This window comes from Janthinobacterium sp. SUN176, assembly GCF_030587335.1.
In the GTDB taxonomy this organism is placed as follows: Bacteria; Pseudomonadota; Gammaproteobacteria; order Burkholderiales; family Burkholderiaceae_D; genus Janthinobacterium; species Janthinobacterium kumbetense.
The window spans coordinates 4,242,756-4,268,078 of record NZ_JAPWIA010000001.1; the positions used below are offsets into that span (position 1 = coordinate 4,242,756).

General features: G+C 61.9%; 22 protein-coding genes. 4 read left to right on the forward strand and 18 right to left on the reverse strand.

Features of this window, described 5'->3' with window-relative positions; genetic code table 11:
* Window positions 1–36: 36 nt before the first annotated feature.
* The 5 genes from secF to queA all read right to left on the reverse strand — a co-directional run bounded on the left by secF (window position 37) and on the right by queA (window position 5,838).
* A complete protein-coding gene (gene secF, locus O3299_RS19165) occupies window positions 37–1,059 on the reverse strand; it encodes a protein translocase subunit SecF (protein ID WP_099666210.1) in 1,023 nt (340 codons plus the stop codon).
* Between the two features lie 90 nt (window positions 1,060–1,149).
* Window positions 1,150–3,015 carry a protein translocase subunit SecD gene (gene secD / locus O3299_RS19170; protein ID WP_099666209.1) on the reverse strand — a complete coding sequence of 622 codons (1,866 nt, stop codon included), beginning with the start codon at window positions 3,013–3,015 and terminating at the stop codon, window positions 1,150–1,152.
* Window positions 3,016–3,112: 97 nt separating this feature from the next.
* Window positions 3,113–3,445 carry a preprotein translocase subunit YajC gene (yajC, locus tag O3299_RS19175; protein WP_077408845.1) on the reverse strand — a complete coding sequence of 111 codons (333 nt, stop codon included), beginning with the start codon at window positions 3,443–3,445 and terminating at the stop codon, window positions 3,113–3,115.
* Window positions 3,446–3,641: 196 nt separating this feature from the next.
* Window positions 3,642–4,781 carry a tRNA guanosine(34) transglycosylase Tgt gene (gene tgt / locus O3299_RS19180; RefSeq protein WP_035822848.1) on the reverse strand — a complete coding sequence of 380 codons (1,140 nt, stop codon included), beginning with the start codon at window positions 4,779–4,781 and terminating at the stop codon, window positions 3,642–3,644.
* A 1-nt stretch (window position 4,782) separates the two neighbouring features.
* Complete coding sequence (gene queA, locus O3299_RS19185; protein ID WP_305062916.1) at window positions 4,783–5,838, reverse strand: tRNA preQ1(34) S-adenosylmethionine ribosyltransferase-isomerase QueA; 1,056 nt, start codon at window positions 5,836–5,838, stop codon at window positions 4,783–4,785.
* A gap of 177 nt (window positions 5,839–6,015) precedes the next feature.
* Between queA and recG the strand changes: the two genes are divergently transcribed.
* Window positions 6,016–8,118 (forward strand): ATP-dependent DNA helicase RecG, encoded by a 2,103-nt coding sequence (recG, locus tag O3299_RS19190; protein WP_305062917.1) that lies wholly within the window; start codon window positions 6,016–6,018, stop codon window positions 8,116–8,118.
* Window positions 8,119–8,125: 7 nt separating this feature from the next.
* Here recG and O3299_RS19195 read toward each other — a convergent pair whose 3' ends face one another.
* The 11 genes from O3299_RS19195 to O3299_RS19245 all read right to left on the reverse strand — a co-directional run bounded on the left by O3299_RS19195 (window position 8,126) and on the right by O3299_RS19245 (window position 19,280).
* Complete coding sequence (locus O3299_RS19195; protein ID WP_255206293.1) at window positions 8,126–8,251, reverse strand: hypothetical protein; 126 nt, start codon at window positions 8,249–8,251, stop codon at window positions 8,126–8,128.
* A complete protein-coding gene (locus tag O3299_RS19200; RefSeq protein ID WP_099666206.1) occupies window positions 8,251–9,465 on the reverse strand; it encodes an MFS transporter in 1,215 nt (404 codons plus the stop codon). Before O3299_RS19200 ends, O3299_RS19195 begins: the two co-directional genes overlap by 1 nt.
* An 11-nt stretch (window positions 9,466–9,476) precedes the next feature.
* The gene (locus O3299_RS19205; protein WP_305062918.1) at window positions 9,477–10,466 is read right to left on the reverse strand and encodes a Gfo/Idh/MocA family protein; all 990 of its coding nucleotides are present in this window, start codon (window positions 10,464–10,466) and stop codon (window positions 9,477–9,479) included.
* A 1-nt stretch (window position 10,467) separates the two neighbouring features.
* Window positions 10,468–11,286, reverse strand: a complete 819-nt coding sequence (locus O3299_RS19210) for a DUF3025 domain-containing protein (protein WP_305062919.1) — start codon at window positions 11,284–11,286, stop codon at window positions 10,468–10,470.
* Between the two features lie 7 nt (window positions 11,287–11,293).
* Window positions 11,294–12,358: a dihydroorotase gene (gene pyrC, locus O3299_RS19215; RefSeq protein WP_305062920.1), complete on the reverse strand. Its 1,065-nt coding sequence runs from the start codon at window positions 12,356–12,358 to the stop codon at window positions 11,294–11,296.
* Between the two features lie 151 nt (window positions 12,359–12,509).
* Window positions 12,510–13,958 carry an amidohydrolase family protein gene (locus O3299_RS19220; RefSeq protein WP_305062921.1) on the reverse strand — a complete coding sequence of 483 codons (1,449 nt, stop codon included), beginning with the start codon at window positions 13,956–13,958 and terminating at the stop codon, window positions 12,510–12,512.
* A 31-nt stretch (window positions 13,959–13,989) separates the two neighbouring features.
* A complete protein-coding gene (locus O3299_RS19225) occupies window positions 13,990–14,715 on the reverse strand; it encodes an amino acid ABC transporter ATP-binding protein (RefSeq protein WP_099666201.1) in 726 nt (241 codons plus the stop codon).
* A gap of 19 nt (window positions 14,716–14,734) precedes the next feature.
* Entirely contained in the window at window positions 14,735–15,427 is a 693-nt protein-coding gene (locus tag O3299_RS19230; RefSeq protein WP_152254769.1) for an amino acid ABC transporter permease, read from the reverse strand.
* 1 nt (window position 15,428) lies between these two features.
* Window positions 15,429–16,178, reverse strand: a complete 750-nt coding sequence (locus O3299_RS19235) for an amino acid ABC transporter permease (protein ID WP_305062922.1) — start codon at window positions 16,176–16,178, stop codon at window positions 15,429–15,431.
* 99 nt (window positions 16,179–16,277) lie between these two features.
* On the reverse strand, window positions 16,278–17,234 hold the full coding sequence (locus tag O3299_RS19240; RefSeq protein WP_099666199.1) for an amino acid ABC transporter substrate-binding protein: 957 nt from the start codon (window positions 17,232–17,234) through the stop codon (window positions 16,278–16,280).
* Between the two features lie 195 nt (window positions 17,235–17,429).
* Window positions 17,430–19,280 (reverse strand): ABC transporter ATP-binding protein/permease, encoded by a 1,851-nt coding sequence (locus tag O3299_RS19245; RefSeq protein WP_305062923.1) that lies wholly within the window; start codon window positions 19,278–19,280, stop codon window positions 17,430–17,432.
* 61 nt (window positions 19,281–19,341) lie between these two features.
* Here O3299_RS19245 and O3299_RS19250 point away from each other — a divergent pair, with 61 nt between their 5' ends.
* Window positions 19,342–19,782 (forward strand): acyl-CoA thioesterase, encoded by a 441-nt coding sequence (locus O3299_RS19250; protein ID WP_052139932.1) that lies wholly within the window; start codon window positions 19,342–19,344, stop codon window positions 19,780–19,782.
* A gap of 42 nt (window positions 19,783–19,824) precedes the next feature.
* Complete coding sequence (locus O3299_RS19255) at window positions 19,825–21,417, forward strand: alkaline phosphatase (protein ID WP_305062924.1); 1,593 nt, start codon at window positions 19,825–19,827, stop codon at window positions 21,415–21,417.
* Here the strand turns inward: O3299_RS19255 and O3299_RS19260 are convergent.
* The gene (locus O3299_RS19260) at window positions 21,414–22,280 is read right to left on the reverse strand and encodes a LytTR family DNA-binding domain-containing protein (protein WP_305062925.1); all 867 of its coding nucleotides are present in this window, start codon (window positions 22,278–22,280) and stop codon (window positions 21,414–21,416) included. The two genes, O3299_RS19255 and O3299_RS19260, sit on opposite strands and share 4 nt — an antisense overlap.
* A gap of 158 nt (window positions 22,281–22,438) precedes the next feature.
* On the opposite strand from O3299_RS19260, the gene O3299_RS19265 reads away from it, so the two are divergent.
* Window positions 22,439–23,611: an acyltransferase family protein gene (locus O3299_RS19265; RefSeq protein WP_305062926.1), complete on the forward strand. Its 1,173-nt coding sequence runs from the start codon at window positions 22,439–22,441 to the stop codon at window positions 23,609–23,611.
* Here O3299_RS19265 and O3299_RS19270 read toward each other — a convergent pair.
* Window positions 23,608–25,290, reverse strand: a complete 1,683-nt coding sequence (locus O3299_RS19270) for a long-chain fatty acid--CoA ligase (RefSeq protein WP_305062927.1) — start codon at window positions 25,288–25,290, stop codon at window positions 23,608–23,610. The two genes, O3299_RS19265 and O3299_RS19270, sit on opposite strands and share 4 nt — an antisense overlap.
* Between the last annotated feature and the right edge of the window lie 33 nt (window positions 25,291–25,323).

The window sequence follows — 25,323 nt, forward strand, 5'->3', positions numbered from 1 at the left end:
GATCGTTCTTCATTCGACCTGCAAAAAACCCTGCGCTTACACCACGGCGCCGTCGGTTTCGTCTTTTTCCTTGACCGGCTTGATCAAGTCTTCGCGCTTGACGCCCAGCCACATGGCGATCGAGGCCGCGACGAACACGGAGGAGTAAATACCAAAGCAGATACCGATGGTCAGCGCCAGCGCGAAGTGGTGCAGGGTCTGGCCGCCGAAGACCAGCATCGACAGCACCATCATCTGGGTCGAACCGTGGGTGATGATGGTACGCGAAATGGTGCTGGTGATCGCGTTGTCGATCACTTCATGCACGGAAGCCTTGCGCTGCTTGCGGAAGTTTTCGCGGATACGGTCAAAGATCACCACCGATTCGTTGACGGAATAACCGAGCACCGCCAGGATGGCCGCCAGCACCGTCAGCGAGAATTCCCACTGGAAGAAGGCAAAGAAGCCCAGGATGATGACCACGTCATGCAAGTTGGCGATAATCGCCGACACGGCGTATTTCCATTCGAAGCGCACGGCCAGGTAGATCATCACAAACACGACAACCATCACCAGCGCGTTCAAGCCGTTCTGCGTCAGTTCCTCGCCCACTTGCGGGCCGACGAATTCGACTTTCTGCAGCACCAGCGCTTCGTTGCCGGCAGGGTCCACGCAGGCGGTCTTGATGACGTGCTCGCCCTTGTCGGTGACGGTATCGATGCCCTTGGTCGTGCCTTGCTCGGCCTTGCACAGCGTTTCAAACACGCGCTGCGAGGTATTCGCGGCAGTCACGCCCTTTTCCACCGGCAGGCGTATCATCACGTCGCGCGCCGTATCGAAGCTGGTCACGCCCGGCTCTTCATAGCCGAGGCCGATCAGGGTGCCGCGTATGCCTTCAAGGTTGGCCGCTTTCGGGTATTTGACCTCCATCAGGGTGCCGCCCTTGAATTCCACGGACAGGTGCAAGCCCTTGTGGAACAGGAAGAAGACGGCGGCAATGAAGGTCACGGCCGAAATGACGTTGAAAATCAACGCATGGCGCATGAAGGGAATATCTTTTTTGATCCGGAAAAATTCCATGAAATCCTCTGAGTTCTATTCTGTGCGTCCGGCGGCTGGGCCGCAGGACGCTATCGCTGTTGACGCTATTCGGTAAGTCGGAGCCCTGGCTTATTTGCTCGTGCCCGGTACCCAGACCGTGCCGATCGACAAGGTCGTCAGCTTTTTCTTGCGGCCATACCAGAGGTTGACCACGCCGCGCGAGACGAAAACGGAGGAGAACATCGAGGTCAGGATACCCAGGCAATGCACAACAGCGAAGCCGCGCACCGGGCCGCTGCCAAAGGCCAGCAGCGCCAGGCCGACAATCAAGGTGGTCACGTTCGAATCGAGAATCGTGGCCCAGGCGCGGTCGAAGCCGGCGGCGATCGCCGCTTGCGGCGTATTGCCGGCGCGCAGCTCTTCGCGGATACGTTCATTGATCAGCACGTTGGCGTCAATCGCCATGCCCAGTGCCAGCGCGATAGCGGCGATACCTGGCAAGGTCAGCGTCACCTGTATCATCGACAGCAAGCCGACCAGCAGCAGCAGGTTGGTGGCCAAGGCCAGTACGCTGAAGGCGCCGAACAGCATGTAATAGGCGATCATGAAGATGGCGATGGCGATGAAGCCGTACAGGGTCGAGTGGAAGCCCTTGGCGATGTTTTCCGCGCCCAGCTGCGGTCCGATCGTGCGTTCTTCGATGACGGTCATCGGTGCGGACAGGGCGCCCGAGCGCAGCAGCAGCGCCAGTTCATTCGCGTTTTCCGCGCCGCCCATGCCTGTGATCTGGAAGCGCGAACCGAGTTCCTGCTGGATGGTCGCAACCGACAGCACTTCCGGCTTGCCTTTTTCAAACAGCACGATGGCCATGCGCTTGCCGACGCGTTCGCGCGTCGCTTCGCGCATCTTGCGTCCGCCGTCGCCATTCAGGTCGATCGACACGGCCGCTTGCTGGTTCTGGTCGAAGCTGGCCGTGGCGCTGGAGATATAGTCGCCTGTCAGGATCACGTCTTTCGCCAGCACGACAGGGACGCCCTTGCCGACGGTGAACAGTTCCGAGTTGAACGGGATGGCGCTCGACAGTTCGGTGCCAGGCACGATGGTTTCATCGACCAGGCGCACTTCCAGGGTCGCCGTGCGGCCGATGATGGCCTTCGCGCGGGCCACGTCCTGCACACCAGGCAATTGCACCACGATGCGGTCAGGACCTTGCTGCTGGATCAGCGGCTCGGCCACGCCCAGCTCGTTGACGCGCTTGGACAGGGTGGAGATATTCTGTTTTACGCCTTCGTCGATGGTTGCCTTCAGGGCCGCCGGTTTCAGGGTGATGTTCAGTTTCAAATCACTGCCTTCGCCCGCATCGGCGAACGCCAGTTCCGTCATCTGGTCGGACAGGACATTTTTTGCCTTCAGGCGCGTCTCGGCGTCGCGGAAGTTGATTTGCACGCTATCGCCCACGCGCTCGATGCCGGCGTGGCGGATATTCTTGTCGCGCAACACGCTACGCGCGGCGGACTGGACGCCCTGGACTTTCTTGTTCAGTACGGCTTTCGCATCGACCTGCATCAGGAAGTGCACGCCACCGCGCAAATCCAGGCCCAGGAACATGGGCAAGGCATGCAATTTTTGCATCCACATCGGTGTATTGGCTTGCAGGTTGACCGTCACGATGAACGCGGGATCGGTGGAATCGGGGTTCAGATCCTTTTCCAGCACCAGTTTTGCCTTGAACTGGGTATCGGGATCGGCAAAACGCACGCGCACGGAGGCGAGATTGCCGGCGCCATCCATGGTGACACCTTCCGACTTGACGTTCTCTTTCGTCAATATTTGCTCGACTTGCGTCATCAGCTCGCCCGTCACTTTGACGGTCGACTTGCCGCTGGTTACTTGCAGCGCCGGTGACTCACCGAAATAGTTGGGCGCCGTATAGAGTGCGCCCAGCAATAAGGCGACGACGATGATGATGTATTTCCAGGCAGGATAGCGATTCATAGTGATTCAGCGTTCAGTGTTGAGCGTCGGAGGCGTCGCGAGGGGCGGCGGATAGCCGCCCCGGATCTATCATTGCCAAGGCAATGACAGCGAGGAATTACAGCGCCTTCAGGGTGCCTTTAGGCAGCAAGGTGGTGATGGAACTCTTTTGCACCGTGATTTCGGTGCCGGCCGCCACTTCGATGGTGACGTAAGCGTCCACTACCTTGGAAACACGGCCCAGCATGCCGCCGGCGGTGACGACTTCGTCACCCTTGGCCAGCGCGTCCATCATCGCCCGTTGTTCTTTGGCGCGTTTTTGCTGTGGGCGGATCATCAGGAAATACATGACCACGAACATCAATACCAGCGGCAGGAAGCTGGTCAGGTTGCCGCCGAGGCCCAGGGCTTCGGTTGGGGCTTGCGCATAAGCGTTGGAAATGAAAAACACGGTGACTCCAGTTCTAATCAGTTTGAAAAAATAGCGCTGTATTCTAGCATTGGCTATACGCCATAACCCGAATTGCAGCCATGGCAACTTTAAATGGGGCTAAAAAAGCATTATGCAATGCTTTATCGCCCCAGTCCAAGCACCAATACACAAAACTTCCGGCCATGCCGCAGCCAGGGCTCAAGCTAAGCTTTTCTTAAGTTCCGCGTGCGCGTTCCGCATGGAATTGCAGGGTAAACGCGTGGAAACGGTCTTCGTCCAGCGCCTCGCGCATCTGACGCATCAAGTCCAGGTAGTAATGCAGGTTGTGGATGGTGTTCAGGCGCGCACCGAGGATTTCCTTGGAGCGGTGCAAATGGTGCAGGTACGCGCGCGAGAAATTGCGGCAGGCGTAGCAGCTGCAGGTCTCGTCCAGCGGCGCCTGGTCTTCCTTGTACTTGGCGTTCTTGATCTTGATGTCGCCAAAACGGGTAAACAGCCAGCCATTGCGGGCGTTACGCGTCGGCATGACGCAGTCGAACATGTCGATGCCGTTCGACACGCCCGCCACCAGGTCTTCCGGCGTACCCACGCCCATCAGATAATGCGGCTTGTTGGCCGGCAAGCGCGGACCCACGTGGGCCAGCATGCGCATCATGTCTTCCTTCGGCTCGCCGACGGACAGGCCGCCGATGGCGATACCGGGGAAATCGATCTCTTCCAGCTTGGCCAGCGACTCGTCGCGCAGCATTTCGAACATGCCGCCCTGCACGATGCCAAACAGCGCATTCGGGTTTTCGCCGCGGTGGAATTCATCCTTCGAGCGCTGCGCCCAGCGCAGCGACATGCGCATGGACTTGGCCGCTTCCTCGATGGTGGCCGGACGGCCCTGGATTTCGTACGGCGTGCATTCGTCGAACTGCATGACGATGTCGGAATTCAAGACGCGCTGCACCTGCATCGACACTTCCGGCGAGAGGAACAATTTATCGCCATTGATGGGCGAATTGAAATGCACGCCCTCTTCCGTGATCTTGCGCATGGCGCCCAGCGAAAACACCTGGAAGCCGCCCGAATCCGTCAAGATCGGCTTGTTCCAGCCCATGAAGCCATGCAAGCCGCCGAATTTCTCCATGACGGTGTTGCCTGGACGCAACCACAAGTGAAACGTGTTACCCAGGATGATCTGCGCGTCGATCTCGTTGAGTTCCAGCGGCGACATGGCTTTCACGGAACCGTAAGTGCCCACTGGCATGAAGATCGGCGTCTGCACTACACCATGGTTGAGTTTCAAGGTGCCACGGCGTGCCTTGGTCAGGCCGCTCGTGTCGGTCTTGAGTAGTTTAAATTCCAGCATGTCAGTCTTTCACGGGAGTATCAAGGTTCAGCGCAGCGCGCGATTGCGTGGTGAGCAGCATCGCGTCGCCATAGCTGAAGAAACGGTAATTCTGCGCGATCGCATGCGCGTAGGCGCTGCGGATCGGCTCATAGCCGGCAAAGGCCGACACCAGCATCAGCAGGGTCGATTTCGGCAAATGGAAGTTGGTGATCAGGCGCGTCACCGTCTTGAACGCATAGCCGGGCGTGATGAACAGGGCCGTATCGGCGCTGCCCGCCACCAGCTGGCCGCTTTGCGAGGCCGATTCCAGCGCGCGCAGGCTGGTCGTGCCGACGGCGACCACGTCGCGCCCGGCAAGTTGGGCGGCGCGCACGGCGTCGACGGTTTCCTGCGGCATGGTGTACCACTCGGTATGCATCTTGTGTTCGGCCAGCACCTCCGTGCGCACGGGCTGGAAGGTGCCGGCGCCCACGTGCAGGGTCACATAGGCAAAGTTGACACCCTTCGCTTTCAGCTGGTCGAGCAGGGCCTGGTCGAAATGCAGGCCGGCCGTCGGTGCCGCCACGGCGCCGGGCACCTTGTTGAACACGGTCTGGTAGCGCGTTTCGTCAAATTCGTCCGCATCGTGCTCGATGTAGGGCGGCAACGGCAGGCGGCCATGCGCCTCGATCAGATCGAACACGTCGGCGTCGAAGTGCAGCGTAAAAAACTCGCCGGCGCGCTGGCCGACGGTCACGTCGAAGGCATCGGCCAGGCGGATGCGGCAACCGGGCGGCGGCGACTTCGAGGCGCGCACCTGGGCCAGCACGGTGCGGTCGTCCAGCACGCGCTCGACGAGCGCCTCAATCTTGCCGCCGCTTTCCTTGACGCCGAAGAAGCGCGCTTTAAGCACGCGCGTATCGTTCATCACCAGCAGGTCGCCCGCCTGCAGCAGCCCGACGATATCGGCAAAGCTGCGGTCAACCAGGGCGTCGCCGTCCAGATGCAACAGACGCGAGGCGCTGCGCTCGGCCAACGGAGTTTGCGCAATGTTTTCTTGCGGCAAATTAAAATCGAAATCGGAAAGCGAATACATGCGTTTTGCTTCAAAAGTACGTCAAAAATGATTAGGAGTGCGCAATGGAACATCTGGCACTATACTGTGCGCCTATACAGGCATTACAATAATCCGCCGCAACAACTACGACTGCGGTACGCACAGGGTGTGCCGGACAACCCTCTATTTTACGCTAGCGGCACCAAAACCTTGCATATGTCCGATCCAAAGCCCGATCTTCCTCCCGCAGCCAAGCCCGCCGCGAAGCCGAAAGCCGCCAAAAAAGTGGTCAGCACGGAAAGCCGGCTGGCCAAACTGGGCTTGCGCACGGATATGGACCTGGTGCTGCACCTGCCGATGCGCTACGAGGATGAAACCAAGGTCTACACGATACGCGACGCCTGCCTGCGCGGCGGCGAGTCGTGGCAAGTCGAGGGCGTCGTCACCAAGTGCGAAGTCAATTTCAAGCCGCGCAAGCAATTGCTGGTGACGATCGCCGATGAAACGGGCAATTTGTTGCTGCGCTTCATGAATTTTTATGGCAGCCAGGTCAAGCAACTGGCCGAAGGCACGCGGGTACGCGCGCGCGCCGAACTCAAACACGGCTTTTTCGGCGCCGAGATGGTGCACCCGACGTATAAGGTGGTCAACGAAGGCGCGCCGCTGCCCACGGCCCTGACGCCCGTGTACCCGTCCGGCGAAGGCCTGTCGCAGCACGTGCTGCGGCGCGAAATCGCCGACGCCATGCGCCGCATCGACTGGCAAGACACCTTGCCCGATCATCTGCTGCGCGACATGCAGCTGTCGCCGTTCCGCGCCGCCGTGCACCTGCTGCACTATCCGCCGCAGGATATCGATGAAAGCGCGCTGATGGACCGCTCGCATCCGGCCTGGGTGCGCATGAAGTTCGATGAACTGCTGGCGCAGCAGCTGTCGCTCAAACGCGCCCAGCGCGCGCGCCGCTCGAAAGGCGCCGCCTCGCTGCCCGTCGTCGGGACTTTATCGAACGCCTTCGGCACCGCCCTGCCCTTCAAGCTGACGGGTGCGCAGGCGCGCGTGCTCGAGGAAATCCGCGCCGACCTGCGCCAGCCCTACCCGATGCAGCGCCTGCTGCAAGGCGACGTTGGCAGCGGCAAGACGGTCGTCGCCGCCCTGTCGGCCACGCAAGCCATCGACAGCGGCTACCAGGCCGCGCTGATGGCGCCCACGGAGATCCTGGCGGAGCAGCACTTCCGCAAGATCGCCGCCTGGATGGAGCCGCTGGGCGTGAAGGTGGCCTGGCTGACGGGCAGCCTGAAGAAAAAAGAAAAGACGGCGGCGCTGGCCCTGATCGAATCGGGCGAAGCGCAACTGGTGATCGGCACGCATGCGCTGATCCAGGACAATGTGCTGTTTGCCAAACTGGGCCTGGTCATCGTCGACGAGCAGCACCGCTTCGGCGTGGGCCAGCGCCTGACCCTGCGCAACAAGGGCGACAGCGCAGCCGTGCCGCACCAGCTGATGATGTCGGCCACGCCGATTCCGCGCACCCTGGCCATGACGTATTACGCCGACCTGGAAGTGTCGGTGATCGACGAGCTGCCGCCGGGCCGCAGTCCCATCGTCACGCGCGCCATCGACCAGAACCGGCGCGACGAAGTCATCGCCCGCGTGTATGCGGCCGCGCTGGAAGGCCGGCAGGTGTACTGGGTCTGCCCGTTGATCGAGGAATCGGAAGCGCTGCAGCTGCAGACGGCCACCGACACCTACATGATGCTGGCCGAAGCCCTGCCCGCGCTGCAGGTGGGCCTCGTGCACGGCCGCCTGAAGCCGGCGGAAAAGCAGGAAGTGATGGACGCCTTCATCGCCGGGCATATCCACGTGCTGGTGGCCACCACCGTCATCGAAGTGGGCGTCGACGTGCCGAACGCCTCGCTGATGGTGATCGAGCACGCCGAGCGTTTTGGATTGTCGCAGCTGCACCAGCTGCGCGGCCGCGTGGGCCGCGGCTCGGCGGCCAGCGTCTGCCTGCTGCTGTACCAGGGCCCCCTGGGCGGCGTGGCACGCCAGCGCTTGATGACCATGCGCGAAACGACGGACGGTTTTGAAATTGCCCGCCGCGACCTGGAAATCCGCGGCCCCGGCGAATTCCTCGGCGCGCGCCAGTCTGGCCAGGCCATGCTGCGCTTCGCCGACCTGGAAACGGATCAATGGCTGGTAGATCAGGCGCGCGACGTGGCGCACGACCTGCTGCACGCCACCACGACGGCCGCCGCGACCACCGTGGAAGCGCACCTGGCCCGCTGGTTGGGCGGCAAAGAGGAGTTCCTGAAAGTCTAGGAGCGCCCTACATGCACATCCAGAAGCGGTTCGCCAGGTCCAGCATGAAATCGGGACGCAGATAGGCCAGGAAGACGAGAGCCAGCAGCGCGGCGCCAGCCAGGCGCCATAGCCAGGTGCGCCAGCTGGCCATTACGCGGCCACCGCCACGCGCTTGACGGCGCGCTCGTCGATGGGCAGGTTGATCAGCGCGGCCAGCAGGCCCAGGCCGATGGTGATCATCCACACGATGTGGTAACTGCCCTGGTGCTCGTACAGATAGCCGCCCAGCCACGCGCCAAGGAAACTGCCCACCTGGTGCGAGAAGAACACCATCCCCGCCAGCATCGACAGATGCTTCACGCCGAAGATGCCGGCGATGATGCCGTTCGTCAGCGGCACGGTCGACAGCCACAGCACACCCATGCCGGCGGCGAACAGGTACACGGACCACGCCGACAAAGGCGCCAGCAGGAACACGGTGATGACCACGGCGCGCGTCACGTAGATGGCAGACAGCAGGTAGCGCTTGGCGATCTTGCCACCGAGTTTGCCCGCATAGTAGGAGCCGATGATGTTGAACAGGCCGATCAGCGCCAGCGCCGTGACGGCGATATTCGGATTCATCAGGCCCTGGTCCTTCAGGTAGGCCGGCAAGTGCACGCCGATGAACACCAGCTGGAAGCCGCACACGAAATACCCTGCCAGCAGCAGCCAGAACGAACGGCTGGCAACGGCTTCGCGGAAAGCGGCACCCACGCTTTGCTGCGGGCCGCCGGCGTGCGACACGGGCGGCTCACGCAAGTAGAAGGCCATCGGGATCATGGCCAGCAGCACCAGCGCGGCCAGCACATAAAAGGCGTTTTGCCAGCCCACGGCGGAAATCAGTTGCTGCTCGACCGGCATCATGAGGAACTGGCCGAACGAGCCGGCGGCCGACGAGATGCCGAAGGCCCACGAGCGCTGCTCGGGCGGCGCGCTGCGGCCGATGATGCCGCTGATGGCGCCAAAGGCCGTACAGGCCAGCGCCAGGCCGATGAAGATGCCGGAACCGATGATGAACAGCGTGGGCTGCGTCACGAGCGCCATCCACACCAGGCCCGCCATGTAGCTGATGGCGCCGACGATGACGACGCGCATGGTGCCGAAACGGTCGGCCGCCATGCCGGCGAACGGGCCGAAGACGCCCCACATCAGGTTTTGCATGGCCAGCGCCAGCGAATACGTTTCGCGCGTCCAGCCATTCGCTTGCGAGATCGGCTGCATCCAGAAACCCAGGCCATGGCGCACGCCCATCGCCAGGGTCAGCACGACGCCGCTGGCGATGAGGACGGTTTTCAGGCTGGGACGGGATGGGTGCAATGTCATGGGGTTCCTGTTCACGCCTGGTCGGCTCGGTACACGAGGCCGATCTGGCCACGCATGGTGTCAAGGTTGTGCATCAGCGCCACGCTGTCCGCATGCGGCATGACGGGACTTTCCAGCAAGCCGGCGCGGATGCATCGCATCGCTTCGATCGCCTCGTGCGCGTAGCCATTGCCCAGATGGGGCGCGGCGACGACACGGCGCTCGCCATCCATCGTTTCGACGATCAGGTGGTCGGGTTTGTAAAAACGGTTGGGCAGCCGAATCCGGCCCAGGCAGCCGGAAATGGTCATTTCCGTCGGCGTCTGCGCGCGCAGGCTGCAGGCACAGGACGAGGTGCCCCCGCCCGCGTGCCGCAGCGAGAACACGACCTGCTCATCGACGCCTGTGGCGCCCATCTCGGCCAGCGCCTGTACCTGCGATACGGGGCCGAGGAAGAAGGCCGCCATCGACAGCGGATAAATGCCCACGTCGAGCAGCGCGCCGCCGCCGAGTTCGGGATTGAACATGCGGTGCTCGGGCGGGAAATTGGCGACAAAGCCGATGTCGGCCTGTACCTGCTGCAGCACACCGATTTCGCCGCTGGCGATGATGCGCTGCGCTTCCTGCACGGCGGGCAGGAAACGGCTCCACATGGCTTCCATCAAAAACAGTTTTTTGTCGCGTGCCATATCGACCACGGCCTGCGCTTCGCGCGCATTCATGGTGAACGGTTTTTCGCACACGACGTGCTTGCCGGCGGCCAGGCACAGCATGGCATTTTCCGCATGCAGGGTGTGCGGCGTGGCGATGTAGATCACATCCACATCCGGGTCAAGGGCCAGGGCCTGGTAGGAACCGTGGCAACGCTCGATGCCGAATTCGGCGCCGAAGGCTTGTGCACCAACCTCGCTGCGCGAAGCTACCGCCACCAGTTGCGCACCGGGTGCATCGCGCAAGCCATTGGCCATCGCGCGGGCGATCTTGCCTGTGCCGAGAATGCCCCAGCGGACGGTATTTTCCATGCTATTGATCTCTTTCTGCGCCAGCCACCTTGCGCTTCGGGCGGAACACCGCCGCGTCATTGTAAAAATCGTCGTCCTGGCCCTCGCACCAGCCGGGCAAACCGAGCACGGGCAGCGGAGTGAAGTCCGCCGTGGTGAGGCCTTGCTGCGCCAGGTCCTGCGCCACCCGCTCGTCGAGCCAGGCGCGCCGCGCCGCATCATCGAGCGCAAAATAGGCATCGCCGGCAAAGATCACGCGCGTATGCGCCGTGATGGCCTTGCGCGGCGCCACCAGTTTTTCCATCAGCGCGTGGCCGAACAGCCAGACCTCGGCGTCGCCGCCCGCGTCAAACTTGTCGCGCTGCGCAATGAACGCGCTGCGCCAGTCATGCCCGCGCAACGCCGCTTCCAGCGCGCGCCCCGCATCGCTGTCGCGCAGCACCAGCAGGGCGGAATTTTCGTCAAAAATCGTCGCGCCATCGCGTGCGGGACCGCGCGATTTGCCCACGCCGGACAGGGCGATCTGCGCCGCCTGCAGTGCGTTCAATTGCCGCTTGATGCGCGGGAAGGTGAGCCACACGAGCGCGTTGAAAAAATCGTGCAGATTGTCGCGCGTGGGCACGCCGCCCGTCGCGCCGATGAACTCCTCGTAGGCGACGCCATCGGGCAGGTCCGCTTGCGGCACGAAAGCCAGCGGCAGGCCGGAGGGATTGCGCAAGTCCAGCGCCCGTGCCCGGCCGTTCAACGCAGCGATCACCGTGTCGCGCTGCAGGTCCAGCTGCCGTCGCGCCGGCAGCACCGTGGCAAACCAGGGGCGGGTCCAGTCTATCGATGGCAGCATGGAGTAATTACACCATTTTCCAGTTGATCTGCTCGCCCGCATTGAGCGGAATCACATGGCTGTCACCCAGCGGCAGCGAGGCCGGCAAGGTCCAGCTTTCGCGCTTCAGGGTGATGGTGTCCGTGTTGCGCGGCACGCCGTAGAAGGCGGGGCCGTGGAAGCTGGCGAACGCTTCCAGCTTGTCAAGCGCGCCGGCCCGTTCGAACGCTTCGGCATACATTTCCATCGCATGCAGGGCCGTGTAGCAGCCGGCGCAGCCGCAGGCCATTTCCTTGGCGCCTTGCGCGTGCGGTGCCGAATCGGTGCCGAGGAAGAAGCGCTCGTCGCCGCTGGCGGCCGCCGTCATCAGCGCCAGGCGGTGCTCTTCGCGCTTGAGGATGGGCAGGCAGTAGTAATGCGGGCGGATGCCGCCCTTGAAAATCTCGTTGCGGTTGTACAGCAAATGGTGCGCCGTGATGGTGGCGGCGATGGGGCCTTCCGCTTCGGCCACGTACTGCGCCGCATCCTTGGTGGTGATGTGTTCGAACACGACGGACAGGGCCGGGAAGGCGCTGCGCAGCGGGCGCATCACGCGCTCGATGAAGACGGCTTCGCGGTCGAAAATATCGATTTCCGGATCCGTCACTTCGCCGTGCACGAGGAAGGGCATGCCCACTTCCTGCATCACTTCGAGCACCTTGTAGCAATTTTTCAAATCCGTCACGCCCAGGTCGGAATTCGTCGTGGCGCCGGCCGGATACAATTTGACGGCCTGCACGATGCCGCTATCCTGCGCGCGGCGGATTTCGTCGGGCGAGGTGTTGTTCGTCAGGTACAGCACCATCAGCGGATCGAAGTTCACGCCTTGCGGCACGGCGGCCAGGATGCGTTCGCGGTAGGCGGCGGCATCGGCCGTGGTGGTGACGGGCGGCTTCAGGTTCGGCATGACGATGGCGCGGCCAAACTGGCGCGCGCTGTGCGGCAGCACGCTGGCCATGACGGCGCCGTCGCGCAGGTGCAAATGCCAGTCATCCGGACGGGTGATGGTGATGGAGGATGGAACGGCGGTCTGGGTGTGATCGAGTGTGGACATGGCGGCTGCTCTCAGGCGGTCATTGCGGATAGCGCCATTTTACCAGCCACGGGGCCGACCCGCCGGCCAGGATCACCTGTATGCGCGGCCTCCCGGACGACAAAACGGCCGGTATGCGCCGGCCGTTTTCAATATCAAGAGTACACGCGAATCAGGATTTGGCCTGCGGCTCTTCCTGCTTCGCCACCCAGGCGCGGATATCGGCCAGCATCCGGTCCAGCGCGGCGCGGTCGTACACCCGACCACGACTGACCACCAGGCGGATCTGGCGCGTGGCGCCGATGTCCTGCAGCGGATTCGCGTCGAGAACCAGCAGGTCGGCCGCCTTGCCTGCCGCCACGCTGCCATAGCGATCCAGCTTGCCCAGGAAGCGGGGACCGTTGATGACGGCAGCCTGCAAGGCTTGCTGCGGCGTCAAGCCATACTGCACGTACAGGCCGATTTCATCGTGCAAGGCCTGGCCCGGGTAGTCGAAGGAATTCAAAAAGCCCGCATCCGTGCCGGCGATGATGCTCACGCCCTGCTGCTGCAAGATCGGCAGCAGCTTTGCCGATTGCTCGAACTGCGTGTGGCGCTGGGCGATGGCTTCCGGGCCATCCTTGGCGGCGCGCTGCACGCGCCAGTCGTAGGTGGCGCGCAAGCCCTTGCCGATGTATTGCAGGGCCGGATCGTGCGTGTGGTCTTCGCGGTCCAGGTAAGCCGTCACGCGCGAACCCCACAGGGTAGGCACGATGGCCGTGCCGCGCGCGGCCAGGTAGCTGAAGGCCTTGCGCGCCGTCGGCTCGTCGTAGCTTCGCACGCTTGCGTGCATGGCTTCCTTGCCCGTCATCGCGCCGGCGGCCACCTTGTCCGTCAGTTCCTGCTCGCGCGGCGTGGTGGCGCGCAGCAAATACGATTGATGTTCGATCGTGCCCAGGCCCGCATCGGCCATCTGCTCCAATGTGAGCTGCACAGGGATATGGCCCGAGGTGCGCATGCCCCGTTCGCGCGCCTGGCGTAGCGCTTCCAGGTACAACTCAGGCTTCAGCGTGTTTTCCGTGATCTTCACGAAGTCCACTTGCTGCGCCTGCAGGCCGTCGAGCGCGCGCGTGACTTCCTGCGGCGTGCCCACTTCGATGGTGCCCTTCCACAACGGCTTGATGCCTTCGAGCTTGGCGCCCGACGTGAAGATGGTCGGCCCTTGCAACTGACCTGCGTTGATCTGCCGGCGCCATGCCAGCACCGTGTCGGGCAAGTCGCCCGAGCAGTCGCGCACCGTGGTGATGCCGTGCGCCAGGTACAGGGGCAGCAACTGCTTGTTCTCGTCGATCAGCTCGGGGCCGCCGCCAAAGTGCACATGCGTGTCCCACAGGCCCGGCATCAGGTATTTGCCGGGCAGGCGGATGGTCTGCTTCGGCGCGTAGCTGCGCAACTGCGCGTCGTCGACGACGGCGACGATGCTGTCACCCTTGAGCAGCACGGTCTTGCCGTTGACGGCGCGACCGCCAGCAACGTCGATCAGGGTGGCGTCGCGCAGGGCGATGTCAACGGCGATCTTGTCGGCCGCGTGGGCATGGGCGAGCAGGCCCAGCGCCAGCATGGCGCCGGCTATTAGTTTCATGACAGGCATTCGTACTCAACTTCAAAAAAAATTAATGGATGATCTTGGCGAGGAAATCGCGCGCGCGGTCCGAGCGCGTCGTGTTGAAGAAGTCATCCTTGCTGCAATCTTCGATGATCTTGCCCTGATCCATGAAGACGATGCGGTTGGCCACGCGCTTGGCAAAGCCCATTTCGTGGGTGACGACCATCATCGTCATGCCTTCCTGCGCCAGGCCCACCATCACGTCGAGCACTTCGTTGATCATTTCCGGGTCCAGCGCCGATGTCGGTTCGTCGAACAGCATGGCGATCGGATCCATCGACAGCGCACGGGCGATCGCCACGCGCTGCTGCTGGCCGCCCGACAGCTGGCCCGGGAATTTGTCCTGCTGCGACAGCAGGCCCACACGGTCCAGGTATTTCAAGCCCTTGGCATTGGCTTCGTCGGCGCTGCGGCCCAGCACCTTGATCTGGCCGATGGTGAGGTTTTCGCGGATCGACAAATGCGGGAACAGCTCGAAATTCTGGAACACCATGCCGATGCGCGCGCGCAGTTTCGACAAATTCGTTTTCGGATCGTTGACGCTGATGCCGTCGACGATGATCTGCCCCTGCTGGATCGGCTCAAGGCCGTTGACGGTCTTGATCAGGGTCGACTTGCCCGAGCCGGAAGGGCCGCAAATGACCATCACGTCGCCCTTGGCGACATTGGTGGTGCAGTCGGTGAGTACCTGGAACTGGCCATACCATTTGCTGACGTTATTGAGTTCAATCATCTTGTTCTTTCTTTTACGGTTAGCGAATGATGGCGACGCGTTTCTGCAGGCGTTTTACCAGGAACGACAAGGCATAGCACAGCACGAAATACACGACGGCGACAAACACGTACATCTCCACCAGGCGGCCGTCGCGCTGGGCGATCTTCGAGGCGGCGCCGACAAAATCGGGAATCGACAGCACGTACACGAGCGACACGTCCTGGAACAGCACGATGGTCTGCGTCAGCAGCACGGGGATCATGTTGCGGAACGCTTGCGGCAGCACGATGCTGCCCATGGTTTGCCGGTAGTTCATGCCCAGCGCCTGGCCGGCCCACACCTGGCCACGCGGAATCGACTGTATGCCGCTACGCATGATCTCGCAATAGTAGGCCGCCTCGAACATGATGAAGGTGATCAGCGCGGAAGAAAACGCGCCCACTTTCACGGGCTCGTTCGCGCCGATGACCCAGGCGGCGATGTACGGCACCAGGAAGTAGAACCAGAAGATCACCAGCACCAGCGGGATCGAGCGTATCAGGTTGACGTAGCTCGACGCCACGCCCGAAACGATGCGGTTGCCGGACAGGCGCATCAGCGCCAGCAGGGTGCCCAGCACGATGCCGCCGACCATGGCCAGCGCCGTCAGTTTCAGGGTGAAGACCATGCCGGTCTGGAACAGGTAGACCCACGAGCGGGAGATGACATCGAAGTCGAAATTACCGAACATATCAATGTCCTCCCGTCTTGGCGCCGGCGACGATAAAGCCCGGAATGGCGACCTTTTTCTCGATCAGGTGCATCAGCACCACCACCACCAGGTTGACGACGACGTAAATGATGGTGGCGGCCGAAAACGCCTCGAACACCTGGAAGGAAAACTCCTGGATGGCGCGCGCGCTGGCCGTCAGTTCGATCAGGCCGATGGTCAGCGCCACGGAACTGTTCTTGATGATGTTCAAAAATTCGCTGGTCAGCGGCGGCATGATGACGCGCGCGGCCATCGGCAGCAAAATGAAGCGGTAGGTTTGCGGCAGCGTCAGGCCCAGCGCCGTGCCGGCCAGTTTCTGCCCGCGCGGCAGCGCCTCGATGCCCGTCGTTACCTGCACGGCCACGCGCGAGGACGTAAAGAATCCCAGGCACAGCACGGCCGTGACGAACGGCGCATTCGGCAGCGACTTGACCCAGGCGCCCAGGTCAGGCGGCAGCAGCTCCGGCATGACGAAATACCAGAGGAACATCTGCACCAGCAGCGGCACGTTGCGGAACAATTCGACGTAGGCATTGGCCACGCCCACCAGCCATTTGTTCGGCAGGGTGCGGATGGTGCCGATCACCAGGCCCAATATCAGCGCCATGATCCACGCCGCACCGGCCGTGGCCAGGGTCCAGACGAGGCCGGACCACAGGGTGTCCATGTACGTGCCCACGCCATCGGGAGAAATCTCCCAGAAAATGCGCCAATTCCAGTTGTAATTCATGATCATCCTTCCATGCAGCTCAAGGAAAGCGGCTTGTCCGCCACCCGTCCCGTAAATAAAACGGGAGGCTTGCGCCCCCCGATTTGTTACGCACTCTTGTTATTTTTTCCGTTTGTCCGAGGTCTTCTGCGCTTCCGGTACGGCCGCATACGCAGCCGGGTCGCCCGAATCGGTCGGATTCGTGAAGACCGCCTTCAATTGCGGCGGCATGGGGAATTTCAGGTTGATGTTTTTCGGCGGGATCGGCGAGGTAAACCATTTCGCGTAGATGCGGTTGATATCGTCGCTCTTGTACAGGCGGATCAGCGCGTCATCGACCACTTTCTTGAAGGCGGGATCGCCCTTGCGCAGCATGATGCCGTACGGCTCGACCGACAGCGCTTCCTTGGTGATTTCGTAGTCGTTCGGGTTTTTCGAGTTGGCCACTTGCGACGCCAGCAGGATATCGTCATTGGCTTCGGCCACCGCACGGCCCGTTTCCAGCATCAGGAACGATTCAGGATGGTCCTTGCCGACGGCAATCGTCATGCCCAGGTTTTTTTCCTTGTTCAGGATGGTCATCTGCTTGATGGTCGACGTGCCGGCCGTGGCGACCAGGGTCTTGCCGCGCAAGTCTTCCAGGGTCTTGATATTCGAGGTTTTTTTCGACAGCACGCGGTTGCCGATGACGAACATGGTGGGGGCGAATGCCACCTGCTGCTGGCGTTCCAGGTTGTTCGTCGTCGAGCCGCATTCGAGGTCGATGGTGCCGTTGGCCATCAGCGGGATGCGGTTGGCCGACGTGACGGGGCTCATCACCACTTTCAGTTCGCTCAGGCCCAGGTGCTTTTGCAGGGCCGTGACGACTTTCATGCACAGGTCGATCGAATAACCCTGGTATTGCTGCTTGTCATCGAGATAGGAAAAAGGCACGGAGCCGTCGCGCACGCCGAGGGTGACGGAACCGGCTTTCTTGATCTTGGCCAAGGTGCCGGTCAATTCCTGGGCCTGGACTGGCGACATGCTGCTGATGACACCGACGCTGAGCAGCGTGGCGATGATTTTGGTCAATTTCATAAATTCTCCTGGGCGGACAAACCGGATGGACTCCGAACGAAACAACTGTGGTGCAGACGCCACCAATGGAATTAATTTTATTTCATTTTCAGCGCTGGACTAGCCGTTTTCTGCGATTGCCCGCAAATAGGCGCTATACGCGCGCCTGAATCGGCGCGGCTGTAGCATTTTTCCTACTGATTTCGCCTTCCCGATTTATTTTGCCGGCGCCAACCCCGCCAACTCGTCCTCTTGCGCCTCGTCGTCCATATTTGCCTGCTGGCGTTGCCACATCTGCGCGTACAGGCCATCGAGCGCCAGCAATTGCGGATGCGTGCCCCGCTCGACGATGCGGCCATGGTCGAGCACCAGGATTTGCTGGGCATCCGCCACCGTCGACAGGCGGTGCGCAATGACCAGGGTGGTGCGGTTTTTGGCGATGTCCTTCAGCTGCGACTGGATCGCCTGCTCGGCCTTGGAATCGAGCGCCGACGTAGCTTCGTCGAAGATCAGGATGGCCGGGTCTTTCAGCAAGGTGCGGGCAATGGCCACGCGCTGCTTTTCGCCGCCCGACAGTTTTAGCCCTCGCTCACCCACCATGGAGTTGTAGCCATCTGGCAAGCTTTCAATAAAATCATGGATCGACGCCGCTTTCGCCGCCGCCACGATGGCGTCCTTGCTGGCGCCCGGCTTGCCGTAGGCGATGTTGTATTCGATGGTGTCGTTGAACAGCACCGTATCCTGCGGCACGATCCCGATGGCCGCGCGCAGGGAATCCTGCGTGATGGCGCGCAAGTCCTGGCCATCGATGGTAATGCCGCCGCCATCGACTTCATAGAAGCGGAACAGCAAACGCGACAGAGTCGACTTGCCCGAGCCGCTATGCCCCACCACGGCCGTCGTGGTACCGGCGGGAATCTGGAAATCCACATCGAACAGGATTTGCCGCTTGGCTTCATAGCTGAAATCCACATGCGCAAAGCGCACGGCCGCGCCCCGCGTGACGAGCGGCTTGGCTTCCGGCGTATCGGCGATTTCACGGTTCTCGTTCAGCAGCGAAAACAGGCGTTCCATGTCGGCCAGGCTTTGCTTGATTTCGCGGTAAATCACCCCGAGGAAATTGAGGGGAATGTACAGCTGGATCATGAAGGCGTTCACCAGCACCAGGTCGCCCAGGGTCATCGTGCCGTTGATGACGCCCACGGTGGCGCGCCACAGGATCAGGGTAACAGCCGTGGCGATGATCAGCGACTGGCCCGTATTGAGCAGGGACAAGGAAGTCTGCGATTTGACGGCGGCCGATTCATAGCGCTGCAAGCCTTCGTCGTAGCGCTTCGCCTCGTAATCCTCGTTGCCGAAATACTTGACGGTTTCATAGTTGATCAGCGAATCGATGGCCTTGGTATTCGCCTTGGAGTCGAGGTCGTTCATGGTGCGGCGAAAATGCGTGCGCCAGTTCGTCACCAGCACGGTAAACGCGATGTAGGACACCAGCGCCACCGCCGTGATGACGGTAAACCAGATGTCGTAGTGCAAGACCAGGTAGCCGAGCACGAGGGTGATTTCCACCAGGGTCGGCAGGATGTTGAACAGGGTGTAGGAAATGAGCGAGCCGACGCTGCGCGTGCCCCGCTCGATGTCGCGCGTCATGCCGCCCGTCTGGCGGTTCAAGTGAAAGCGCAGGGACAAGGCATGCAGGTGGCGGAACACTTGCAGGGCGATGGTGCGCACGGCCCGCTGCGTGACCCGCGCGAACAGGAATTCGCGCAACTCCGTAAACAGGGTGGTCGACAGGCGCAGCAAGCCATACGCCACCAGCAAGCCGACCGGCAACACCAGCAGCGCTTGCGGATGGGCCGCCGTGATCGTCATCGCGTCAACGAGTTTTTTCAGGATCAGGGGCACGCCCACGTTGGCCAGCTTGGCACCCACCAGGCATAGCAGCGCCAGCAGCACCCGCCATTTGTAGACCCAGAGATACGGCAGCAAGGTCTTGATGGTGGCGAAATCGCTGTGGCTGGCGGAGGCTGGCGAGCGGGGCGGAGGGGGAGTCTGGGAACGGCGCATGGCGAAGGTCGGCTTTTTATGGTTCAATCGGGGCAATTGTAGCCTTTCATGAGAATAAAAGATGAGCACCTCCCCCGACCGTCCCGACAACTGCCTCGCCTCCGGCCTGCCCGCCGGAAAAATGCCGGAATTGCGCATGATGCCCGCGCCGTCCGACGCCAATGTGTACGGCGACGTCTTCGGCGGCTGGATCATGGCGCAGGTCGATATCGCCGGTTCCCTGCCGGCCACGCGGCGCGCCAACGGCCGTGTCGCCACCATCGCCGTCAACTCCTTCGTCTTCAAAAACCCCGTCTTCGTCGGCGATCTGCTCTCCTTCTACGCCGACATCGTCAAGGTTGGCAACACCTCGATCACCGTCAATGTCGAGGTGTATGCCGAGCGCAACCGCCTGCAAGCATGCATCGTGAAAGTCACGGAAGCCACCCTGATCTATGTGGCGACGGACTCCGACCGCAAACCGCGCAAAGTGCCGCCGATCGAGACCTTGCTGTCGCCTTGATTGTCGCTGTTACATTAATCCCACGTTTTATTTTCAGACGGCATGGATAACCAGCGCCGCATCTTCCTGCAGAGCGCCGCCCGCATCGGTGCGCTGGCCGCCGCCGGCAGCGTGCTGTCCGGTTCCAGCGCGAGCGCCGCCACGCGCCTGAATGGCGCCGGCTACCCGTTTGCGCTCGGCGTCGCTTCCGGCTCGCCCTTGCCGGACGCCGTCGTGCTGTGGACGCGCATCTGCTACGACCCGCTGCATGCCAGCGCCACGCCCGCCATCGCCCTGAACGTGCGCTGGGAAGTGGCGGACGACGAGGCGTTCCGGCGCATCGCCGCCAAGGGCCAGGCCACGGCCACGCCCGCCCTCGCGCATAGCGTGCACGTCGATGTGGGCGGCCTGGCGCCCGGACGCTGGTACTGGTACCGCTTCATGCTGGGCGACGCCGTCAGCCCCGTGGGCCGCACGCGCACGGCGCCCGAGCCCGGCTCCATGCCCGCCTCGATGAAACTGGCCGTCGCCTCGTGCCAGCACTGGGAATTCGGCGCGTATGCAGCGCACCGGCACATCGCCGCCGCCGCGCCCGACCTGGTGGCCTTCCTTGGCGACTACATCTACGAATGGGGTCCATACCAGCTGCAGCACCCGAGCCGGGCCGTGCGCACGCATGAAAGTTTTACTCTGGACGACTATCGCGCCCGCTACGCGCAATACAAGAGCGACCGCGACTTGCAGGGCGCGCACCTGGCCGCGCCGTGGATCGTCACCTGGGACGACCATGAAGTGGCCAACGATTACGGCAATGACCGTGACGAATTGCTCACGCCTGCTTTTTTGCAGCGCCGCGCGGCCGCCTACCAGGCATTTTATGAACACATGCCGCTGCGCCTGCTGCCGCTGGGCCGGCGGGGTTTTGTCGACATGCGCATCTACCAGCGCTATGACTGGGGCCGCCTGGCGCGCTTCCACGTGCTGGACGACCGGCAATACCGCGCCTACCACGCGTGCGCCAAGCCGGGCCGCGGCGGCTCGAATTCCGTCACCACGCGTAACTGTCCCGACTTGCGCAAGCCCGAACGCACGATGCTGGGCGAGGAACAGCAGCGCTGGCTGCAAGCCGGGCTCGATGATTCTCCCGCGCGCTGGAACATTTTGGCCCAGCAAACCCTGATGGCGCAATCGAGCCAGGTGCCCATCCTGCGGCCCGGCGACGAACGCATCTGGACCGATGGCTGGGATGGCTATCCGATGGCGCGCCAGCACTTGCTCGACGCCTTGCGCAGCAGCAAGGCCAGCAACCCGCTGGTGCTGTCGGGCGACGTGCACACCTTTTATGCCACCGAACTGAGCCGCAACGCCATGCGCCCTGTCGGCAAGGATAATCCCGTGCTGGCCACCGAGTTTTGCGGTACCTCAATCACATCGAGTTCCCGCCCGCAGGCACGTACGGAGCAGTACGTGGCGATGAACCCGCACATCCGCTACGGACGCAGCGACAAGCGCGGCTATATGTTGCTGGACATCACGCCGGAGAAAACCACGGCCCTGTTCCAGGGCCTGGAGAACGTGCGCGACAGCGCGTCGGCCATCGCGACACTGGCCAGTTTCACCGTCCAGGACGGCAAGGCTGGCGTACAACGCGTCTAGCCTATGCTTTTCAAGGCGTCGCGGTAGCGCCGGCTGACGGGCACTTCGCCGCCCGTGGACAGCACCGCGCGCGCATCGCCCGATTCCAGCGGCACGATGCTCCGCACAAAATCGAGGTTGACGATGTAACTGCGGTGCACGCGCAGGAAGCGCTTGCCGTCGAGGCGGCGCTCGATGGCGGCCATGGTCGAGCGCAGCGGATAGTCGTGGCCGCGCACATGCAGATTCACATAATTGCCCCACGCCTGTATCCACTCGATTTCAAAGGCCGGCAGCAGAAAATCCTTGCCCAGCTTGCGCACCAGAAAGCGTTCCGGCTGCTGCACCGGTTCCACGGCAGGCCCTTCGTCGGGTTCGCCCAGCAGGGTCGCCTCGCCTTGCCAGCGCATCAGCAGCAACTGGTAAAAGCCCGTGAACAATAAAATGGAGAAGTAAGTACGTACATCCTTGATATATTCATACGGCAACTCGCGCCACCAGTTACCGAAATCGTAGTCGCTGCCCTGACTCCAGTAAGCCAGTTTGCGCAAGGCCACCATGGCCAGCACATGCACCAGGCTGTAGACGAGCGACGCGGCCAGGTGCCAGCGCAGGTTCTGGCGCTGGAAAACCAGGTGCAAGGGGCGAAACTGGTTAGCCAGGATCACCACAGGTACCAGCGCCAGCAGCACCAGGTTGCTGCTCCACTCCCACACGGCCACTTCCCAGAAGGGCGTATCGAGCCCGACGCGCACGCGGTCGGCCCAGCTGATCCAGCAGTTGAGCGACGTTTGCAGCAGATACAGGACGATCCAGAAAGCTGGCTCGGCGATCTGGCGCCAGCGTTGATATCGTTGCAACAAATCGGTGGAAGACAGGCGCATGGTGACAGACAGTGAATAAGTTGCATGATTGTAAGGTCCCAAAGCCGTCCCAGCGCCACCGCTCGTCACAAACAGCCCGCAATTGATCACTTTTCGCTGGTTCACCCCATGCGGCCTGCCTATGCTGGGGCATTCCTTGACCGACGGACCCCACGACCATGACCGCAGATTCCCGCCGTTACGATATCGATGCCTTGCGCTTTCTTGTCTTCAGCCTGCTGATCGTCTACCACACGGCCATGCTGTACCTGGATGGCGCCGCCTTCCACATGAAAAGTACTTACTTGACGGAAACATTGAACTTTCCCATGGTCTTTATCAACCGGTGGCGCATGGAAATCGTGTTCCTCATTTCCGGCGTGTCCTGCGCCATGATGACGCAGGCGTCCAGCGGTGCTTTCCTGTGGCGCCGCGTCAAGCGCCTGTCGCTGCCCTTGCTGTTTGGCGTGCTGGTGGTGATCCCCGTGCAACCGTATTGCGAGGGCGTCAGCAACGGCCTGGTCGAGCCTGGCTATGGACCATTCCTGCTGCATTACTTTGGCGGCCATGCCTGGCCGGCCGGCGCATTTACAGGCTGGAAGACCAGTTTTACGTGGAACCATCTGTGGTATCTGGTGTACCTGTTGCTGTACACCATCGTGCTGGTGGCCTTGCAGCCGCTGCTGGCCAAGGCAAGACCGCTGTTTGCGGGCCTGCGCGGCTGGCGCCTGCTGGTCCTGCCCGCCCTGCCAACGCTGGCGGCAACGGCCTTCCTGAAGCTGCGCTATCCGGAAACCCATGCGCTGCTCAAGGACTGGTACGCGCACGCCATCTATTTCACCATGTATCTGTATGGCTGGTGGCTGGGCAATGACAAGGGAGTGTGGCAGGAACTGGCGCGCTTGCGCTGGCAGGCGCTGCTGCTGGCGCCCTGCGCGTTTGCCGTGTATCTGGGTTTTGACCTGGTGGCTTCGGAAAACCTGCTGACCTGGGCCTCGTTTGGTTCCTGGCCCATGCGCAACCTGTACATGTGGCTGGCCATCTGCGCCATCCTGGGCTGGTCGCACACCTTGCTGAACAAACCGTTTGCCTGGCTGCCATGGGCGCGCCAGGCCGTCTTTCCCTGGTACATCTTGCACCAGAGCGCAATCGTACTGCTGGCCTACTGGCTGGTGCCGTTAAAACTGGGCCCCGTGCTCGAGCCGCTGCTGATATTGGCAGGCACGGTGGCGGCCTGCTGGCTGGGCACCTCGCTGCTGATCAGCAAGGTGAACTGGCTGCGTCCCTGCTTCGGCTTGCCCGCCCGGCCACGGCAAGCCGTGGCCGCGGACACAGCCCTGGCGGCGAGTTAAGCCGCTTTCTTTTCGTCGCGCAATTGACGGCGCAAGATCTTGCCGACATTGGTTTTCGGCAATTCATCGCGGAACTCGATGTATTTCGGCTTCTTGTACGCCGTCAACTCATGCTTGCAATGCTCGCGGATCTGTTCCACCGTCAGGTTCGGATCCTTGCGCACGACAAACACTTTCACGGCTTCACCCGAGTTGGCATCCGGCACGCCGATGCAGGCGCATTCCAGCACGCCCGGGCACGACGCAACCACGTCTTCCACTTCATTCGGATACACATTGAAGCCGGAAACGATGATCATGTCTTTCTTGCGGTCCACGATCTTCACGTAGCCGCGCTCGTCCATGACGCCCACGTCGCCCGTCTTGAAATAGCCGTCGGCCGTCATCGACTTGGCTGTCTCGTCCGGACGCTGCCAGTATCCCGCCATCACTTGCGGGCCGCGCACGGCGATTTCGCCCGGTTCGCCCAGCGGCACTTCCACGCCATCGTCGTTCAAAATCGCCACTTCCGTCGACGGGAAAGGCAAGCCGATGGTGCCCGTGAATTCCGTGATGTCGACACGGTTGCCCGTCACCACGGGCGACGTTTCCGACATGCCATAGCCTTCGATCAGCGGGCAGCCCGTCAATTTCAGCCAGCGCTCGGCCACATTGCGCTGCAAGGCCATGCCGCCGCCATTGCACACTTTATAGCTGGAAAAATCGAGCTTGGCGAAGTCGGCATTGTTCAGCAGCGCGTTGTACAGAGTATTAACTGCCGGGAAGACGACGATCTTGTGCTTGGACAATTCCTTGACGAAACCGGGGATGTCGCGCGGGTTGGGGATCAGCACGCTCATGCCGCCCAGGCGCATGCCCATCAGGGCGCTGACCGTCAGCGAATAGATGTGATACAGGGGCAAGGCGCACATGAAGCCCATCGAGGTGGCACGCATTTCCTTGGTCATCACGGGCGACATCCACGCCTCGTTTTGCAGCACGTTGGCGATCACGTTACGGTGCAACAACATCGCGCCTTTCGACACGCCCGTCGTGCCACCCGTGTACTGCAGGAAGACGATATCGTCATGTCCCTGCTGCACCGGCGTCAAGGTCAAACGGGCACCCTCGGCCAGCATCTTGTTGAAACCGATGGCGCCCGGCAAGGAAAACGCGGGCACCATTTTCTTGATCTTGCGCACGACGAAGTTGACGATGGTGCCCTTCAAGCCACCGAGCAAGTCGCCCATGGAGGCGACGATCACATGCTTGACCTGGGTGTGCGGCAATACCTGTTCCACCGTGGTGGCGAAGTTTTCCAGCACGATGATCGCTTCGCTGCCCGAATCGATCAGCTGGTGCTGCAATTCGCGCGGCGTGTACAGCGGATTGACGTTCACCACGGTGTAGCCGGCGCGCAAGATCGCCGCCATGGCCACCGGATACTGCAACACGTTCGGCAACATGATCGCCACGCGCGCACCCGCTTGCAGGCCCTTGCTTTGCAGCCAGGCACCCATCTGCTGCGACAGCTGGTCAAGCTCGCGGTAGGTGAGGAATTTATCCATGCACACGAAAGCGTTGCGGTCCGCATATTTCTGGAACGACTCTTCCAGCAAATGCGTGACGGAACGGTATTGCGTGCAATCAATCTCTGCGGGAACGCTGTCCGGGTACGACTTCAACCAAATCTTGTCCATCTCGCCTCATCTTTATCTGTAAAAGGGACGCGC

Excerpts from the sequence above, each read along its gene's own strand:
- O3299_RS19255 (WP_305062924.1), top strand. The coding sequence starts at position 19,825 with ATGGATAACCAGCGCCGCATCTTCCTGCAGAGCGCCGCCCGCATCGGT.
- O3299_RS19260 (WP_305062925.1), bottom strand. The coding sequence starts at position 22,280 with ATGCGCCTGTCTTCCACCGATTTGTTGCAACGATATCAACGCTGGCGC.
- O3299_RS19225 (WP_099666201.1), bottom strand. The coding sequence starts at position 14,715 with ATGATTGAACTCAATAACGTCAGCAAATGGTATGGCCAGTTCCAGGTA.
- queA (WP_305062916.1), bottom strand. The coding sequence starts at position 5,838 with ATGTATTCGCTTTCCGATTTCGATTTTAATTTGCCGCAAGAAAACATT.
- O3299_RS19200 (WP_099666206.1), bottom strand. The coding sequence starts at position 9,465 with ATGACATTGCACCCATCCCGTCCCAGCCTGAAAACCGTCCTCATCGCC.
- secF (WP_099666210.1), bottom strand. The coding sequence starts at position 1,059 with ATGGAATTTTTCCGGATCAAAAAAGATATTCCCTTCATGCGCCATGCG.
- O3299_RS19265 (WP_305062926.1), top strand. The coding sequence starts at position 22,439 with ATGACCGCAGATTCCCGCCGTTACGATATCGATGCCTTGCGCTTTCTT.
- tgt (WP_035822848.1), bottom strand. The coding sequence starts at position 4,781 with ATGCTGGAATTTAAACTACTCAAGACCGACACGAGCGGCCTGACCAAG.
- O3299_RS19205 (WP_305062918.1), bottom strand. The coding sequence starts at position 10,466 with ATGGAAAATACCGTCCGCTGGGGCATTCTCGGCACAGGCAAGATCGCC.
- recG (WP_305062917.1), top strand. The coding sequence starts at position 6,016 with ATGTCCGATCCAAAGCCCGATCTTCCTCCCGCAGCCAAGCCCGCCGCG.
- O3299_RS19195 (WP_255206293.1), bottom strand. The coding sequence starts at position 8,251 with ATGGCCAGCTGGCGCACCTGGCTATGGCGCCTGGCTGGCGCCGCGCTG.
- pyrC (WP_305062920.1), bottom strand. The coding sequence starts at position 12,358 with ATGTCCACACTCGATCACACCCAGACCGCCGTTCCATCCTCCATCACC.
- O3299_RS19230 (WP_152254769.1), bottom strand. The coding sequence starts at position 15,427 with ATGTTCGGTAATTTCGACTTCGATGTCATCTCCCGCTCGTGGGTCTAC.
- O3299_RS19245 (WP_305062923.1), bottom strand. The coding sequence starts at position 19,280 with ATGCGCCGTTCCCAGACTCCCCCTCCGCCCCGCTCGCCAGCCTCCGCC.
- O3299_RS19270 (WP_305062927.1), bottom strand. The coding sequence starts at position 25,290 with ATGGACAAGATTTGGTTGAAGTCGTACCCGGACAGCGTTCCCGCAGAG.
- secD (WP_099666209.1), bottom strand. The coding sequence starts at position 3,015 with ATGAATCGCTATCCTGCCTGGAAATACATCATCATCGTCGTCGCCTTA.
- O3299_RS19240 (WP_099666199.1), bottom strand. The coding sequence starts at position 17,234 with ATGAAATTGACCAAAATCATCGCCACGCTGCTCAGCGTCGGTGTCATC.
- O3299_RS19250 (WP_052139932.1), top strand. The coding sequence starts at position 19,342 with ATGAGCACCTCCCCCGACCGTCCCGACAACTGCCTCGCCTCCGGCCTG.
- O3299_RS19210 (WP_305062919.1), bottom strand. The coding sequence starts at position 11,286 with ATGCTGCCATCGATAGACTGGACCCGCCCCTGGTTTGCCACGGTGCTG.
- O3299_RS19235 (WP_305062922.1), bottom strand. The coding sequence starts at position 16,178 with ATGAATTACAACTGGAATTGGCGCATTTTCTGGGAGATTTCTCCCGAT.
- O3299_RS19220 (WP_305062921.1), bottom strand. The coding sequence starts at position 13,958 with ATGAAACTAATAGCCGGCGCCATGCTGGCGCTGGGCCTGCTCGCCCAT.